Here is a 16,116-nt window from a genome sequence, read left to right as displayed (position 1 = left end):
TCGCAGAGATTAAGGAAATATCCTCCGACAATCCACCTTATAGAGAGGCTCTATCCAAGCAAAAAACCGATAGAAATTATCCACCTGCTTTTGTTACAGCCCGTTTCTCGGCGTCTGCCCGCCTTTCGTCGGCGCGGCAAACTCGGTAAGGTCAGCGCGTTTTTCTCTTTTGCGGAGCGTCTCGATGCAAGCCCCCGTCCTTTCCGGCCCCCAGTACCTGCGCGAAGGCCTGAAACTGGTCCTGAGCCCTAACCTGCGGCTGTTCGTGCTGCTGCCGCTGGCAATCAACCTGTTGCTGTTCGGCGCCTTGGTGTACTTCGCCGGACACCAATTCAGCCTGTGGGTCGATACGCTGATGCCGACCTTGCCGGACTGGCTGAGCTTTCTCACCTACATCCTCTGGCCGCTGTTCGTCGCCTTGCTGGTGTTGATGATTTTCTTCACCTTCACCTTGGTGGCCAACATCATCGCCGCACCGTTCAACGGTTTTCTCGCTGAGAAGGTCGAGGTGGTGGTGCGCGGTGAGGACACTTTCCCGGCCTTCAGCTGGGGTGAGCTGATGGCCATGGTGCCGCGTACCTTCGGTCGGGAAATGCGCAAACTGGGTTATTTCCTGCCCCGTGCGCTCGGTTTGTTCATCCTCTCGTTCATCCCGGTGGTGAACGTGATCGCCGCGCCGCTGTGGCTGATCTTCGGCGTATGGATGATGGCCATCCAGTACATCGACTACCCGGCCGACAACAACAAGATGAGCTGGCAGGACATGCTCGCCTGGCTGCGCCAAAAGCGCTGGCAGAGCATGGGCTTTGGTGGGATTACCTACCTGGCGTTGCTGATTCCTTTCGTCAACATCGTGATGATGCCCGCGGCGGTGGCCGGGGCCACCCTGTTCTGGGTGCGCGAGCGTAGCTGAAAAGCGTGGGGCTGCCTTGCGCAGCCCCTCGGCACCCGGATCAGTGGCTCAGTTGGCTGGAGAACTGGCCGACCACTTCCACCACCTTCTTCGCCCCATCCTGAATCTCGACGATCACATCCCCGGTCTCACCGGCCAAGCTCAGGCCTTGCTCGGCCTGGCGCTTGCTGGTGTCGATGATATCCACCGCGGCCTGGGCCAACTGCTCGTTCTGCTGCACCACCCGGGCGATCTCCTCGGTAGCGGTGCTGGTACGCGAGGCCAGTTGCCGTACTTCGTCGGCAACCACCGCAAACCCCCTGCCCTGCTCGCCGGCACGCGCAGCCTCGATGGCGGCGTTAAGCGCCAACAGGTTGGTCTGCCCAGCGATGTCGCTGATGGTCTTGATGATCGAGCCGATCACCCGTGACTGGGTGTCCAGCGCCTGGATGCCCTCGGCGGCCTCTTGCATCGAGGCTTCCAGCCCGCGCATCACGCTGACCGTCTGCGTGACCACATCGGTCGCCTTACGCGCACTGGCGTCGGTGCCCACGGAGGTGGTGTAGGCAATGTCTGCGGCCTGCGCTACCGCCAATTCCTGATTGACCTGATCGGTGATGACCGTGGCGAACTTGACCACCTTGTACAGCACATCGTGGGCATCGATGATCGGGTTATAGGACGCTTCGAGCCAAACCACCCGGCCATGGGCATCGATACGCTTGAACCGGTCAGCCACGAATTCGCCACGGCGCAGCTTGTCCCAGAACGCCTGGTAACCGGCCGAGTTGGCTTCTTCCGGCTCGCAGAACAGCCGGTGGTGCTTGCCGCGCACCTGCTCCAGGCGATAACCCATGGTCTGGAGAAAGCGGTCGTTGGCGGTCAGCACCTGGCCGTCGAGGTTGAACTCGATCACCGCTGTGGAGCGCATCAACGCCTTGATCAGGCTTTCGTGTTCGCGGGAGGTTTCGATGGTGCGGGTCAGGTCGCTGGAATGCAGGCTGAAATACTTGATCCGCCCGTCGCTACCTTTGACCGGCTGCAGAATCGAGCGCAACCAGGCCTCCTCGCCATTGCCGCGCAGCAGACGGAAGGCGCCATTGAGGTGCTCGCCTCGGGTGATGGCGCTGTTCATGCGCTGATAGAAATCGAGCTTCTTCACATGCGCCGGCACGATCTCTTCGATGTTGCGTCCGATCAGTTGCTCGGCGCGATAGAGCATTTCCTGCTCAAAGTTGCTATTGACCGTTTCGATGCGCCCCTGGGGGTCGAGCTGAAGCACCAGCATCTCGCTGTCGAGGCTGCTTTTGACCTGCTCCATCGACAGCAGCTCTTCACGCAACTGCTGGATTTCTTGCTTGAGTTTGTTGTTGAACATTACCGCACTCCTGGAGCGCAAACGGCCATTCGAATGCATCTGCATCGGCTGGATCGGCAACCTTCTTGAGTGCGCTGCAAGGAAATATTCATACAAGCGAAACAGCCGGAAATCAGCCGTCATCTGCCCGTCACAACGCCGTCACTTAACCGCAACAGCGGGCGCGGAAACTTTTTGTCATGAATACACCGAGCCTGCGCATCACCCTGGTCAGCGAAACCTTTCCACCCGAGATCAACGGCGTGGCCAACACCCTTGGCCGGCTGAGCGACGGCTTGCGCCAACGCGGGCATCAGGTGGAGATCATCCGCCCGCGCCAGGCCGATGACTCCGCTGCACAGGACGACGACAACCTGCTGCTGTGCAAGGGCTGGCCGCTGCCGGGTTATCCGGGCTTGCAGTGGGGCGGCGTCTCGGTGCACAAGCTGTGGCGGCGTTGGCGCCGACAGCGGCCGGACGTGCTGTACATCGCCACCGAAGGGCCGCTCGGGCTGAGTGCCCTGCGTGCCGCGCGGCGCCTGGGGATCGCTGTAGTCAGCGGCTTTCACACCAACTTTGCGCAATATGCCGGGCAATACGGGTTGGGTCTGCTGGCGCGGCTGCTGACCCACTACCTGCGCTGGTTCCACCGGCGCACGGCAACCACGCTGGTACCGAGCATCAGCCAGCGCCTGGAACTGGAGCGGCGGGGGTTCGTGGGCCTGGCGCTAATGGCGCGCGGCGTCGATGCCTGCCTGTTCAATCCAGCCCGGCGCAGTCAGGCGCTGCGCGAGCAGTGGGGCTTGGCGCCGGACGACCTCGCCGTGCTGCATGTCGGGCGGCTGGCGGCAGAGAAAAACCTTTCCCTGTTGCGCCCGTGCATGGAGGCGCTACAGCGCACTTATCCACAAAGGCGCCTGCGCTTGATCATGGTTGGCGACGGCCCACAACGCGCCAGCCTGGAGCAGCAGTTGCCCGATGCGGTGTTTTGCGGAGCTCAACGGGGTGAGGTGCTGGCCGAGCACTATGCCAGCGGCGACTTGTTTCTGTTCCCGAGCCTCACTGAAACCTTCGGCAATGTGGTCCTCGAAGCGCTCGCCTCAGGCTTGGCCGTGGTCGCCTACGACGAAGCCGCTGCCGCCCAGCACATCCGCCACGGCCATAGCGGTGCGCTGGCCATGCCGGGTGACCAGGCAGCGTTCATCGATGCCGCCTGCTGGCTGCTGGAAGAAGGCGAGACCCTGCGCCGGGTCCGCCTCAATGCCCGCCAGCACGCTAGCCGCCAGGGCTGGCCGGCGATTGTCGAGCAGTTCGAGGGGTACCTGAGTAGCGCCTCTCGTCAGCCCGCTCACCCTGCCAACACCGGCACTGCCTCTGCCATGGCCATCAAACCAGGCTCGACAGCGCCTCGCGGCTGAACGGCAGCACCTCCTGCTCACGCCCCTCGCGGACTTTCTGCGCCCACTGCGGATCGACCAACAGCGCTCGCCCAACCGCGACCAGGTCGAACTCCTGATCATCCAAGCGGCGCAGCAGCCCTTCCAGGCTGGCGGGCTTGGCCACCTTGTCGGTGTCGACCATGAACTGCAGGAACTCGCCATCCAGGCCAACACTGCCAACGGTGATGGTGGGCTTACCGGTGAGCTTACGGGTCCAGCCGGCCAGGTTCAGCTCCGAGCCTGGGAACTCTGGTTCCCAGAAGCGGCGGGTCGAGCAATGGAAGATATCCACGCCGGCGTCGGCCAGGGGCTTGAGGAAGGCGGCCAGGGCCTCAGGCGTTTCTACCAGGCGGGCGGAGTAGTCCTGCTGTTTCCACTGCGAGAAACGCAGGATGATCGGGAAGTGCGGCCCTACCGCCGCGCGCACGGCCTGGATCAGTTCAATGGCAAAGCGCGAACGCGCGGCCAGATCACCGCCATATTCATCATCACGCTGATTGCTGGCCTGCCAGAAGAACTGGTCGATCAGGTAGCCATGGGCGCCATGGATCTCGACCCCATCCATGCCGATGGCCTGGGCATCCCGCGCAGCCTGGGCGAACGCAGCGATCACCTCCTGGATATCGGCGTGACTCATCTCATGCACCACGACCTTGTCGTCCTTGCGCTTGCCGCTGGGCCCATAGCCTGGCACCGCCGCATCTGGCTCAGTGCCCAGGCGGCGCACGCTGCCCACATGCCATAGCTGCGGCACGATGCGCCCGCCTTCAGCGTGGACGGCGTCGACCACCCGCTTCCAGCCGGCCAGGGCATCCTCACCATGAAAGCGCGGCACGTTGGGGTATCCGTTGGCCGCCTTGTGATCGACCGTGGTGCCTTCGGTGATGATCAGGCCAACCCCAGCTGCGGCGCGGCGGCGGTAGTACTCGACCACGCCGTCATGCGGCACACCACCGGGGCTGAAGGTGCGGGTCATAGGAGCCATGACCACCCGGCTCGGCAGCTCGAGGGCGCCCAGGGTAAAGGGTTGGAACAGCGGGTTGGTGGACATCGGGCGCTCCCATAGGTGAGAAATTCACCTGAGCTTAGGGGGCGCCAGATGGCCGGCACAGCACTATTGATTGGAGTGATCGGGGGCTATCGAAGTGTCTGTGATGGCTGTTGTAGCCACTAGTCACTCTAATGGCGCCCCAGGGCAATTAGCCCAAGGCTTTTTCGATCGCCTGCACCACCGTCGGATCATCCGGTGCAGTGCGCGGGGCGAATCGGGCCAGCACGCGGCCGTCCTTGCCCACCAGGAATTTCTCGAAATTCCAGGTGATATCCCCCGGGTACTCAGCACCCTCGCCCGCCAGCAGGCGGTACAACGAATGGCGCTGCGGGCCATTGACCTCAAGCTTGCCACTCAGAGGAAAGCTCACGCCGTAGTTGAGGCTGCAGAAGTCCTGAATCTCTTTCTCGCTGCCAGGCTCCTGGCCGGCGAACTGGTTACAGGGCAGGCCCAAGACACTGAAGCCCTTGCCCTTGAACTGCTGGTGCAACGTCTCCAGCGAAGCGTACTGCGGCGTCAGACCACACTTGGAGGCGACATTGACCACCAGCACCACCTGGCCCTTGAACGGTGCAAGGGGCAGGTCCTTGCCGTCCAACGCCTTCAACGTCAGGTCGTGAAATGCACTCATGATGTAATCCCCTCTCGGTTCCCGGTTGTCGCTGGGGGCGAATTGCGCCCACTAAAAAGGCGCGCGGGCAAACCGTCAACCCTCCCATGGAGGGCAAGTACGGCTTGCCCGAGCGCCTGGCGACTCTCTGAGCTTAGCGCAGAAAATCAGTGGTGATGGCCACCTTCGCCGTGGATGTGGCGATGAGCGATTTCTTCTTCGCTGGCATCACGCACATCGACAACCTTGACCTTGAAGTTCAGGCGCTGGCCAGCCAGCGGGTGGTTGCCGTCGACAGTGACGTCATCGCCGTCCAGGTCGCGGATGGTGACGATCTGCATCTGGCCGTCCGGAGCGGAAGCGTGGAACTGCATGCCCACTTCCAGCTCGTCGACGCCTTCGAACATGCTGCGGTTCAGGGTGCTGACCAGTTCGGCCAGGTATTCGCCGTAAGCCTCTTCTGGCTCGACGGCAACTTCCAGTTCGTCACCGACGTTCTTGCCTTCCAGGGCTTTTTCCAGGCCTGGGATGATGTTGCCAGCACCGTGCAGGTAAACCAGCGGCGCGCCGCCGGCGGAGCTGTCAATGACCTCCCCGGCGTCGTTGGTCAGGGTATAGTCGATGGAGACAGCCTTGTTGGCGGCGATCGGCATGGGGGCGAGACCTTTTGCAAAAGAATGTAGAGCGGACAAGTGTAACCAAGGCATCGCCCGATTGCGAACGCACCGCCCACGATGGGCGACCCGTCAGTCGGGTCACAGGCTTTCATCAGGACGAAGAAGGCCATTGGGTAGTCGATCTGTCCTGCGGCCACACCCAGCATCTGCGCCACCAACCGCCGTGGCAGGCCCGGCCCTGGGTGCTCGATGCAGCGCTGCGCGAACAGCGCATCGGCCAGCTATTCGATTGTGGCTGGTGCGCTCAAGGGGCCGATAGCGATACCCTTGGCGATTGATCCCTTGCACCGCTTATCTCGAGAAGCACGCATGCAAACATTTTTCATTGCGCCGACCGACTTTGGCGTCGGCCTGACCTCCATCAGCCTAGGCCTGGTTCGCGCCCTGGAACGCGGCGGGCTGAAGGTTGGTTTTTTCAAGCCGATCGCCCAGCCCCATCCCGGTGATACCGGCCCGGAACGCTCCACCGAACTGATCGCCCGCACCCATGGCCTGAGGCCGCCGACGCCGCTGAGCCTGGCGCATGTCGAGCGCATGCTCGGCGACGGCCAGCTGGACGAGCTGCTCGAAGAAATCATCCGCCTCTATCAACAGGCCTGCGTCGGTAACGATGTGGTGGTGGTGGAAGGCATGGTGCCGACTCGCCACGCCAGCTACGCGGCGCGGGTCAACTTGCACCTGGCCAAGAGCCTGGACGCCGAGGTCATTCTGGTCTCGGCGCCAGAAAACGAGGTGCTCAGCGAATTGTCTGGCCGGGTGGAATTGCAAGCCCAGCTGTTCGGCGGCCCCCGCGACCCGAAAGTGCTGGGGGTGATCCTCAACAAGGTGCGCACCGAGGAAAGCATGGCCGAGTTCGCCAGCCGCCTGCGCGAGCACTCGCCGCTGTTGCGCGGTAACGACTTCCGCCTGCTGGGCTGTATCCCCTACCAGCCTGAGCTCAATGCCCCACGCACCCGTGATCTGGCCGAGCTGCTCGGCGCACAAGTACTCAATGCCGGCGATTACGAACAACGGCGGATGAACACCATCATCATCTGCGCCCGCACCGTGGCCAACACTGTGCCGCTGCTCAAACCCGGCACTTTGGTGGTGACGCCTGGCGATCGCGACGACATCATCCTTGCCGTGAGCCTGGCAGCGATCAATGGCGTGCCCCTGGCTGGCCTGTTGCTGACCAGCGACAGCAAGCCAGACCCACGGATCCTCGGCTTGTGTCGCGGGGCGTTGCAGGCAGGCTTGCCGATCTTGTCGGTGAGCACCGGCTCCTATGACACTGCCAACCAGCTCAACTCGCTGAACCGCGAAATCCCGGTAGATGACCGCGAACGCGCCGAATTCATCACAGACTTCGTTGCCAGCCAGTTGGATGCGGCCTGGCTGCATCAGCGTTGCGGCACGCCGCGCGAACTGCGCCTGTCTCCGGCAGTATTCCGCTATCAGTTGATCGAGCGGGCCCAGCAAGCCAACAAACGCATCGTCCTGCCCGAGGGTGCCGAACCGCTGCTGGTACAGGCCGCGGCCATCTGCCAAGCGCGAGGCATTGCCCGCTGCGTGCTGCTGGCCAAGCCTGAAGACGTCGAAGCAGTGGCCCGCGCCCAGGGCATCACTCTGCCGCCAGACCTGGAAGTGCTCGACCCCGACCTGATTCGTGGGCGTTATGTCGAACCGATGGTCGACCTGCGCAAGAGCAAGAACCTTAACGCGCCGATGGCCGAGCAGCAGCTCGAAGACCCGGTGGTGATCGGCACCATGATGCTGGCCCTGGATGAGGTCGATGGCCTGGTGTCGGGCCTGGTCCACTCCACGGCCAATACCATTCGCCCAGCCTTGCAGCTGATCAAGACCGCGCCAGGCAGCAGCCTGGTGTCGTCGGTGTTCTTCATGCTGTTCCCCGAGCAGGTGCTGGTGTACGGCGATTGCGTGATGAATCCGCACCCCAGTGCTGCGGAGCTGGCCGAGATCGCCCGGCAGAGCGCCGAGTCGGCCGAGGCCTTTGGCATTGCGCCACGGGTGGCGATGATCAGCTATTCCAGCGATTCGGCCAGTGACGAGGAAGTAGAGAAAGTGCGCGAGGCCACTCGCCTGGCGCAGCAGGCAGAGCATGACCTGCTGATCGACGGCCCGTTGCAGTACGACGCCGCCGCCAACCCCGAGATCGCCCGCCAACTAGCGCCACATAGCCCAGTGGCCGGGCGTGCCACGGTGTTCGTGTTCCCGGACTTAAACACCGGCAACACCACCCACAAAGCGGTGCAGCGCAGTACTGACGGGGTCAGCCTTGGACCGATGCTGCAAGGCCTGCGCAAGCCGGTCAATGACTTGCCGCGCGGGGCGCAGGTCGACGATATCGTACACACCATCGCGCTCACCGCCATTCAGGCGAGCAGAACGCCCTGAAAAGAAAAAGGGCAAGCCGACTGGCTTGCCCTTCTCTTCACCGCGTACAGCTTACGGGTACTGTTGTACCTGGCCTTGCTGCTCGTATTGCTGGCCAGGAATCGGCTTGAGGTTGACTTCAACCCGGCGATTCTGCGCACGGCCATTGGCATCGGCGTTGCTGGCGATTGGCTGGTCTGGACCCAGTCCACGCACCGAAACCCGCGATGGATCGACACCTTGGGACGTCAGGTAGGTGCTGACCGCCTGGGCGCGACGCTGGGACAGGTCCATGTTGTGCTGGCGGCTGCCGGTGCTGTCGGTGAAGCCGACAACTTCAATCGTGTTCTGGTTGAACTGCTTGAACGAGCCGGCCAGGTTGTTCAGCGGCGAGTAGAAGCTTGGCGAGATGTTCGCCGAGTCGGTGGCGAAGGTGATGTTGCCTGGCATGATCAGTTTGATCTGGTCACCCTGACGCTGCACTTCGACGCCGGTATTGGCCATGCTCGCGCGCAGCGCGGCTTCCTGCTTGTCGGCGTAGTAGCCGTAGCCCGCTGCGGCAGCGCCAACCGCAGCAGCGCCGATCAGTGCGCCCTTGCCACGGTTGTTGTGGTCGATGGCGGCGCCAGCCACGGCGCCGGCCAGTGCGCCCAGGCCGCCGTACTTGGCGGTCTTGCTCATGCCCGAGGAGCCCTGCGCCTGACCCTGGTTGTCGTAAGGGTTCTGGCTTACGCAGCCCGACATCAGGGCAGCGGCGGTAGCGACGATAATCAGACGACGCATGGTGAACATGGAAAGCTCCTACTGAAATTCAAGTGTGCAGTGATCTTGAATGGATCTATGCCAGCCTTGGATTACAGCGAAGCGGAAAAATTCCATGAAATTTCAAGCGCGCACGAACGGGTTCTCGCGCATCTCATCGCCGAGGCGGGTGTCAGGGCCATGCCCGGTCACCACCACAGCCTCTTCATCCAGGCGGTACAAGCGATCCTTGATCGAACGAACGATAGCCCGCTGATCGCCGCCCCACAAATCGGTGCGACCGATACCCCGACGGAACAGGGTGTCGCCGGCGATCAGCAGCTTGGCATCGGCAAACCAGAAACTCATCGAACCAGGCGTGTGCCCTGGGGTGTGCAGGGCGACGCCGCAGCCGCAGGCCAGCTCTTGGTCATCGGCCAACCAGTGATCGGGCGGCGGCACCGGGGTATAGGGCACGCCGAACATCTGGCACTGCATGGGCAGGTTGTCCCACAGTGGCTGGTCGTCCTTGTGCAGGTGCAGGGTCGCGCCGGTCAGCTCCTTGAGCTTACCGGACGCCAGGAAGTGATCGAAGTGGGCATGGGTGTGGATGATGCTCACCAAGGTCAGGCCGTGGGCTTGCAGGCGGGCGAGAATTTTATCCGGGTCACCGCCCGGGTCGACGACGATGGCCTTCTTGCTAACTGGGTCGCCGATCAGGGTGCAGTTACATTGCAAGGGACCGACGGGGAAGGTTTCGCGGATGAGGGCGGTGGGGGCGTCATTCATCTAGGTCTACCAAATTGCCTTCATTCAAGAGTAATCGAACAGCGTTTGCACTCGCGCCAAGGCCTCTTCGATTATCGCCTCGGGCACGGTTTCTATCCGCTTTGCACTTCTGGCTTCAAGGTCCACGACACGCAGCTGGTTACATAGGACCACACCCTGTGTCTGTGTTCCTGCGCCACTGAGCGTGACGGCAAATCCAGCGTGTCGTGCGTATTGGCCGCCTTGAGTGATCGGAACAATCACCGCCAGGCCTGAAGTATTGAACGCCCCAGGCGTCAGGATCAGGGCCGGCCGGGCCGCGCCCTGCTGCTCACGGCCAACGGTAGGGTCGAGGTTGATCCGCACGATATCGCCTCTGGCGAACTTACCTCGCCTCACACTTCTTTCCCCACTGGCCGCATGGCATTCCATGCTGCCAACTCCTCGGTCTCGGGTGCCTCAAGGTCACATTGGGCCATCAACTCTTCAAGCTTGTACCTGGGTTTGGACCTGACAGGTTTGAGTACCATCGACTCGCCCGCGGTATCGAGGCTCATCTTGGAGCCGATACCCAAGCGCATCTGCTTTAGCACAGCCGCTGGCAAGCGGATGGCTGCACTGTTACCCCACTGTAGTATCTTGACTTCCATAAGTATCTCCAAAGGTAGATACATAGTAGAAACCCTCCGAATGATTGCAAGCTGTTTGTAGAAACACCGTATCTACATTGTCATTCGCAAGGCTTTCTTTGAAGCCCAAAAAGCTTGAACCAGACCGATCCTACAAAACGCTGAGAAGCGCTGTCAGATTCAAGGCAGGTACAAGCGGAACAACCCGCCGCCCAACGCCCCGCCATTGGCAATCTCGATCCGCCCACTGAGCCCATCGCGCTCATGCAACGCCGCGATCCGCGCAGCGAAGTACAAGCCCAAGCCGGTGCTGCCCGTGCTCGAATCAATCCCTTGTACGTAGTCCTGTTGGCGCTCGAGCATGCGCTCGGGATAACCCGGCCCGTCATCGTTGACACTGATGATCAACTGCTCGCCCTCTTCCTCGATGCTGATCAGCAAGGCGTGGCCAGCATAGCGGATGGCGTTGGTCAGCACATTGCCCACCACCGAGGCGACCAGCTCGCGGTCGAAGAAACCCAGCGGGTTGTCCGTTTCGATGCGCCAGGTGGCGAGGATGTCGCGCTGCTTGAGCACCTCTTGCTGAGCGGCGAGCTGGGCTTCGATGAAGTCTTCCAGCTCGTGGTAGTCCGGGCAGATCGGCAACTGGTTGACGCCCAGTTTGTACAGCCCAAGCATTTGCACCAGCATGCCGTTGAGGTGACGTAACTCATGTTCTATCACCCCCTGCTCACTGCCCTCGCGCTGCGCCTCGGGCAGACGCGCCAGCCATTGCGAGTGGGCCTGGATCAGGGCCGACAGCGAGTTCTTCATGTCATGCACGGTGGAGGCGATCACCGTGGAAAAATCCAGCCCCTGATTGTCCTGGTTCATGCGCCAAAGACCCGGATATGCAATTTGCGGTAACGATCATAACGGCTATCACTGGCGGGAATGCCAGCCACCCGCTGCAGGCAGTCGCGACATTCCTGCATCAGCGTTGGCGAAGGGCTTTCACCGGCAATACGCAACAACGCCTGGGCGGTGTTGAGGGCAATGCTGATGTTCTTCGGCTGCAGCGACAGGGCCCGGCGGAACATCTCCAGCGCCTCGTTGAGCTGGCCGCCCTGGTAGCTGCGCACGCCCTGGCGGTTGAGGTCGACCGCCTCGGTGACCGCGCCGAGCACCGTGGGGTCGTCGGTGAGCTTGGCAACGCTCTGCATGACCTTGGGGTCGTCGCCGTAGGTTTCCACGCAGCCCTTGAGAATGCCGCTGCCCGCCGACTCCTGGCCAAGCTGTTGCAGTTGTTTGGCCACCGTTAGCGCCGCTTCCACCGAGAAGAACTGATCCATCTTGTCCAGGCGTTGCATGGCCTGCTCGGTAAGTTTCGCCGCAGTTTCGGCATCACCGGCCTGTTGCAGACTGGCCGCCTTCATCAGCCGGGCCCGTACTTGCAGCCCTTGGTCGTCGCCATTTTCCTTGGCCACTTCGCTCAGCACCGTGTTGATCTCGACCCGGGTGCGCGCATCCAGGCCAAAGCCTGCGTTCTTGCTCATCAAGGCCTGGGCCAGGCCAAGATTGGTTTCGGCGTCTTTGTAGCGCGAGCTCTGCCCCTGGTTGACCGCATGCCGGTAGGCCTTGGAGGCACTTTCGAAATCTTCGTTATCCAGCGCCAGCTTGCCCAATGCGGCCTGTCGGCGCACGGCCAGTGGCGAGAGGCGCACGGCCTCTTCGAGCATGTGCTGGGCGCGCTTGGTTTCGCCCTGGGCCACCAGCACCTCGGCCATGCCATCGTAGAGGCTGGGCATGATCGGGAAGGCCTTGAGCGCCTGCTCGTACACCCCTTGCGCCTGGGCATGCTGGCCGCGCTTGTGCAGCACGCTGCCGAGCATCGAATAGACCCATGGCTGAGGTCGGCTGGCGAGGATCGACTTGAGGAATTTTTCCAGTTCGTCAAAACGCCCCAGATCGCGCAGGGCATCGGCCCGGTAGCGCAAGCACAGCGGTGCAAAGCGTGGATCTTGCTTGCACAGCGCGGCGCAAGCCGCCAATACCTCGGCCGGTCGGGCGCGGTCGAGCGCCTGCAGGATGGGCTTGAGCAAGGTCTTGCGCTGCACCAGCTTTTCCAAGCGCTGGGCCAGGCCGACGCGGTTGAATGGCTTGGTCAGGTAGGCATCGGGCTCATGCTCGAGGGCACTGAGGACGATGGCCTGGCTACTCTCGGCGGTGACCATGATGAACACGCATTCATGGCTGATCAGCTTGTCGAGGATCAGGTCCTCGAGCACCTGCTGGCCGTTCTTCTTGCCATCCCCCAGATGGAAATCCTGAAGCACGAAGTCGTAGCGCTTCTGCGCACACATGCGCAGCGCCTGCTCGCCGCTGTCGGCGGTGTCCACGTCACGCACGCCCAGCTCACGGAGCATGGAGCGGGTAGAGGTGCGAAAGTCGGTGAAGTCGTCGACGATCAGAAAGCTTTTTTGCCCGTACTGCAGCATCAACACGACCTGTCTTGGGAGTAGTTGGAAAATGGCGTGCGGCGATGCATGCCGCCGATTCGGTTATCGGCAGCAGGGCAAGAAAGATGAGCCCGGAAACAGCGGCGCCAGCAATAATGGCTTTGAGCCACTATTGTAGCCAGCAATCCCCCCCAGCAGCCACTACGCCAGCAGGCCTAGCGACTTGGCCTTGGCCACCGCCTGGGTGCGCCGCTCGACGCCGAGCTTGCTGTTGATATGGCTGGCGTGGGTCTTGACCGTGTGCAGCGAAATGAACAAGCGCTCGCTGATCTGCTGATTGGAGCAGCCTTGGGCGATCAGCTCCAGCACCGCCAGCTCACGCCCGCTTAGCGCTTCATTGCTGGAATTGCTGACTGGCAGCTGCGGCAAGCGCGCCAGCAAGGCGACTTGAGTGGCGCAGGCGGCGCGCACCGACAGGTGTTCGCGTAACCAGTGGGGGTGCGCTTCGATCAGCTTCTGGAAAGGCTGCAACGCGCCCCCTTGAGCCGCCTCCAGGGCTTTGGGCAGCAGGCTGACGGCCTGCTGGTCGCGCCCTTGCGTCAGCAGTAACGCGATCCACTGGCACAAGGCACTGACCAGCAACATGTGCCCGCCGCTGGCCTGCCCCCGCTCAACCAAGCCGCGCAGGCGCGCGGCGGCGTCTTCGGGGCGCCCAAGCACCCGTTCAAGCAGGGCCTGCTGCAATTCGATGTGCAGCGGCAATAGCGGATGAAACTCTGGCGCAGCCGCTGGCTGCTCGCCGCCGTAGGTCTGGCCCAGGCGCAGCAACCAGGATTCGGCAAGGTCGGTACGGCCCTGGGCCAACCACAGCTCACACTTCACCAGGGTGATCATGGCCAGGTAGAAAATCGGTGGCACATCCCAGATGTGCATCAAGCGCTCGGCCTCAGCCAGTTCCGCGAAGGCCTCGGCGAAGTGGCCCTCGCGACCTTCCAGCGAGGCGATCGCGCAGTGGCCGATCAGCACACTGATGTCGCGGCAGGCACGTGCTTCGCTAAGCCCTGCGCGCAGGCGGGCGCGACCTTGGGCCGGCTGTAGGTGGGTGGCCAGCAGGTAGCCTTCGTACAGGGTCAGCCGGGCACGCACGGCATACAGCCGCTGCGCTGACAGCCCTTGCAAGCGCTGCAAGCCTTGACGCACCTCGTCCAGGGCTCGCTCTACTTCGCCACGGGCATGCAGCACGCGCGCCCGGTCGTAATGGGCCAAGGCTTCGAACAATGGGTTGCCGACCCGTTGCGCCAACTCCAGGGCCTCGCGATTCCAGCCGCGCGCACGCCAGAAGTCGGCGTCGGCAATGGCCAGGTTGGACAAGGTCGAAAGGCACACCAAGCGTTGTCCATAGCGCTTGTTCGGCAGGCTGTGCAGGGCTTCGCCGCAGTAGGCCAGGGTGCGCTCGCGATCGCCGCGACCGCGAGCGATCACCCCGCTCAAGGCCAGCCACTGGGCCAGCATGGACTTTTGCGCAGTCGCCGACGGCGCTGGCAGGAAGCGGCTCAAGTGCGCGGCCAGCTCCTCGGCGGCGTCCAGCTGACAAGCCAGGCCCAAGGCCCAGCTGTAGAGCACGATCAAGCGTGGCGTGCTGATCAGCAGGCTGTCGGGCAGGTCCATTTTCCAGCGCAGCAACATGCCGACATTCTGCTCGGCCAGCAGCTGCTCCTCAGACAGGCTCTGTACCAGGTCGGCGGCCACATTCAGATGGCCAGCACGCAAAGCCTGCTCTACCGCTTCATCGAGCAAGCCCTGGCGCTCGAACCAGCGACAGGCACGCAGGTGCAGATCCGCTAGGGGCTCGCGGGCCTCGCGGCTGCGCAGCAGGTCGGAAAACAGATGGTGGTAGCGATACCAGTGGCCGTGTTCGTCCAGTGGCACCAGAAACACCTGATGGGCTTGCAGATACCGCAGGATGTCCGCGCTGTCCTGGCGCTCGCGCAGGGCATCGCACAGTTCGGCGCAGAAGCGCTCCTGGCAGGCCGTCTCGTAGAGAAACGCCTGCACGTCGGCTGGCAGGATATCGATGACTTCTTCAAGCAGGTAATCGCGAATCAGCCCTTCGCCCCCGTGCAGGGCCTGGGGCAAGGCATGCTCGTCCCCCGACTCGCTGGCCGCCAGTTGCCAGAACCGCAAGCCTGCCACCCAGCCATCGCTGCGCTGGATCAGGTTGTCCAGCGCCTGGCCACGCAGGCCGGTGGGTTGTCGACCAATAACCGCCAGTGCTTCCTCGGGGGTCAGGCGCAGGTCCTGCTCGTTCAGCTCGGTCAGCTGGCGCGACAGGCGCAAACGCGCCAGGTGCCAGTCGGGGCGCTGGCGACTGGTGATCATCAGCACCAGGCCACCTGGCAGGTGGTTGAGGAGGAATTGCAGACAGCGGTCCAGAACCGGACCCTGGGCCAGGTGATAGTCGTCCAGTACCAGCAGCAATGGGCTATCGGCTTGCAGGTAGAGTGCAAGCTCATCGAGCAAACCATCGAGCCACTCTTCGAACGCGAACGGTTGATGGCGCTGACGCATCTTCAACAGCCCCATGGCCTGGCCACCGAGTGCCGGGCAGAACTGCTGCAGGCCTTCGAGCAAGCGCTCGAGGAAGCGGCCAGGATCGGCATCACGCTGGCTCAGCCCCAACCAGAGACTGCGCCAGTGCTCGGGCAGGCCCTGGCAGAATTCGATGGCCAGCGAGCTTTTGCCAAAACCTGCCGGGGCGTTGACCAGCAACAGGCGTCCGCCCAGCCCGGCTTGCAGGCGCTGACACAGGCGATCACGCGGGACGTGGCCGTCCGGCAACGGTGGCCGGAAGAAACGCCCGTCCAGCAGGCCTATGGCCTGACTGGCGAATCCATGCATACGGGACAAATCTGTCATGGCCGGCTCGTTCTAATTGGAAGACTTCGGCGGTACGGATTGTTGCGAGACTAGCGGGTATCGCAGCGTATTTGAAGATGATGGGGACGGATGTCGTGAAAAAGACTACGACAAAAAGAAACAGTACGGATTGGTTGGGATGACGTGCCTGGGGTATTTGGGCTGGTTCTGCCGGCCTCATCGCGGGGCAAGCCCGCTCCCACGCAGCCCAAGAAGACTCGT

At 62.6% G+C, this 16,116-nt stretch carries 14 protein-coding genes and 2 pseudogenes; 4 read left to right on the top strand and 12 right to left on the bottom strand.

Annotated features, from left to right (window positions below; all coding sequences use genetic code 11):
* Window positions 1-184: 184 nt before the first annotated feature.
* Window positions 185-913: a sulfate transporter CysZ gene (cysZ, locus tag HU737_RS00805; protein WP_186554149.1), complete on the top strand. Its 729-nt coding sequence runs from the start codon at window positions 185-187 to the stop codon at window positions 911-913.
* A gap of 40 nt (window positions 914-953) precedes the next feature.
* On the opposite strand, the pseudogene HU737_RS26490 reads toward cysZ, so the two are convergent.
* Window positions 954-1,370, bottom strand: a pseudogene (locus HU737_RS26490) (methyl-accepting chemotaxis protein); the annotation flags it as partial.
* Between the two features lie 177 nt (window positions 1,371-1,547).
* Window positions 1,548-2,180: pseudogene (locus tag HU737_RS26485) on the bottom strand (PAS domain-containing protein); the annotation flags it as partial.
* Window positions 2,181-2,449: 269 nt separating this feature from the next.
* On the opposite strand from HU737_RS26485, the gene HU737_RS00795 reads away from it, so the two are divergent.
* On the top strand, window positions 2,450-3,667 hold the full coding sequence (locus HU737_RS00795; protein WP_186554151.1) for a glycosyltransferase family 4 protein: 1,218 nt from the start codon (window positions 2,450-2,452) through the stop codon (window positions 3,665-3,667).
* Here HU737_RS00795 and HU737_RS00790 read toward each other — a convergent pair.
* The 3 genes from HU737_RS00790 to HU737_RS00780 all read right to left on the bottom strand — a co-directional run bounded on the left by HU737_RS00790 (window position 3,636) and on the right by HU737_RS00780 (window position 6,002).
* The gene (locus HU737_RS00790; RefSeq protein ID WP_186554152.1) at window positions 3,636-4,739 is read right to left on the bottom strand and encodes an NADH:flavin oxidoreductase; all 1,104 of its coding nucleotides are present in this window, start codon (window positions 4,737-4,739) and stop codon (window positions 3,636-3,638) included. The genes HU737_RS00795 and HU737_RS00790 overlap by 32 nt on opposite strands.
* A 148-nt stretch (window positions 4,740-4,887) precedes the next feature.
* On the bottom strand, window positions 4,888-5,370 hold the full coding sequence (locus HU737_RS00785; protein WP_186554153.1) for a glutathione peroxidase: 483 nt from the start codon (window positions 5,368-5,370) through the stop codon (window positions 4,888-4,890).
* A gap of 146 nt (window positions 5,371-5,516) precedes the next feature.
* Window positions 5,517-6,002, bottom strand: coding sequence for an FKBP-type peptidyl-prolyl cis-trans isomerase (locus HU737_RS00780; RefSeq protein ID WP_186554154.1), 486 nt, complete (start codon window positions 6,000-6,002; stop codon window positions 5,517-5,519).
* Between the two features lie 14 nt (window positions 6,003-6,016).
* On the opposite strand from HU737_RS00780, the gene HU737_RS00775 reads away from it, so the two are divergent.
* Together HU737_RS00775 and pta are read left to right on the top strand one after the other, a co-directional pair.
* The gene (locus HU737_RS00775) at window positions 6,017-6,304 is read left to right on the top strand and encodes a DUF3565 domain-containing protein (RefSeq protein ID WP_186554155.1); all 288 of its coding nucleotides are present in this window, start codon (window positions 6,017-6,019) and stop codon (window positions 6,302-6,304) included.
* Between the two features lie 31 nt (window positions 6,305-6,335).
* The gene (gene pta / locus HU737_RS00770; protein ID WP_186554156.1) at window positions 6,336-8,423 is read left to right on the top strand and encodes a phosphate acetyltransferase; all 2,088 of its coding nucleotides are present in this window, start codon (window positions 6,336-6,338) and stop codon (window positions 8,421-8,423) included.
* 51 nt (window positions 8,424-8,474) lie between these two features.
* Here pta and HU737_RS00765 read toward each other — a convergent pair whose 3' ends face one another.
* The 7 genes from HU737_RS00765 to HU737_RS00735 form a co-directional block, all read right to left on the bottom strand.
* Window positions 8,475-9,194 carry a YiaD family glycine zipper/OmpA-like lipoprotein gene (locus HU737_RS00765; RefSeq protein ID WP_186554157.1) on the bottom strand — a complete coding sequence of 240 codons (720 nt, stop codon included), beginning with the start codon at window positions 9,192-9,194 and terminating at the stop codon, window positions 8,475-8,477.
* 93 nt (window positions 9,195-9,287) lie between these two features.
* Window positions 9,288-9,932: an MBL fold metallo-hydrolase gene (locus tag HU737_RS00760; RefSeq protein WP_186554158.1), complete on the bottom strand. Its 645-nt coding sequence runs from the start codon at window positions 9,930-9,932 to the stop codon at window positions 9,288-9,290.
* A gap of 24 nt (window positions 9,933-9,956) precedes the next feature.
* Entirely contained in the window at window positions 9,957-10,343 is a 387-nt protein-coding gene (locus tag HU737_RS00755; protein ID WP_186554159.1) for a type II toxin-antitoxin system ChpB family toxin, read from the bottom strand.
* Window positions 10,307-10,585: an AbrB/MazE/SpoVT family DNA-binding domain-containing protein gene (locus HU737_RS00750; RefSeq protein ID WP_186554160.1), complete on the bottom strand. Its 279-nt coding sequence runs from the start codon at window positions 10,583-10,585 to the stop codon at window positions 10,307-10,309. Before HU737_RS00750 ends, HU737_RS00755 begins: the two co-directional genes overlap by 37 nt.
* Window positions 10,586-10,720: 135 nt before the next feature.
* Entirely contained in the window at window positions 10,721-11,413 is a 693-nt protein-coding gene (locus HU737_RS00745; RefSeq protein WP_186554161.1) for a sensor histidine kinase, read from the bottom strand.
* Complete coding sequence (locus HU737_RS00740; RefSeq protein ID WP_186554300.1) at window positions 11,410-13,017, bottom strand: tetratricopeptide repeat-containing response regulator; 1,608 nt, start codon at window positions 13,015-13,017, stop codon at window positions 11,410-11,412. The genes HU737_RS00745 and HU737_RS00740 overlap by 4 nt, the downstream gene beginning before the upstream one ends.
* 162 nt (window positions 13,018-13,179) lie before the next feature.
* Window positions 13,180-15,894 carry a winged helix-turn-helix domain-containing protein gene (locus tag HU737_RS00735; protein ID WP_186554162.1) on the bottom strand — a complete coding sequence of 905 codons (2,715 nt, stop codon included), beginning with the start codon at window positions 15,892-15,894 and terminating at the stop codon, window positions 13,180-13,182.
* Window positions 15,895-16,116: the final 222 nt, after the last annotated feature.

The sequence above is a fragment of the Pseudomonas urmiensis genome (assembly GCF_014268815.2).
In the GTDB taxonomy this organism is placed as follows: Bacteria; Pseudomonadota; Gammaproteobacteria; order Pseudomonadales; family Pseudomonadaceae; genus Aquipseudomonas; species Aquipseudomonas urmiensis.
The sequence above is the reverse complement of the archived record's forward strand: the minus strand, read 5'-3'. Positions and strand labels throughout refer to the sequence as shown.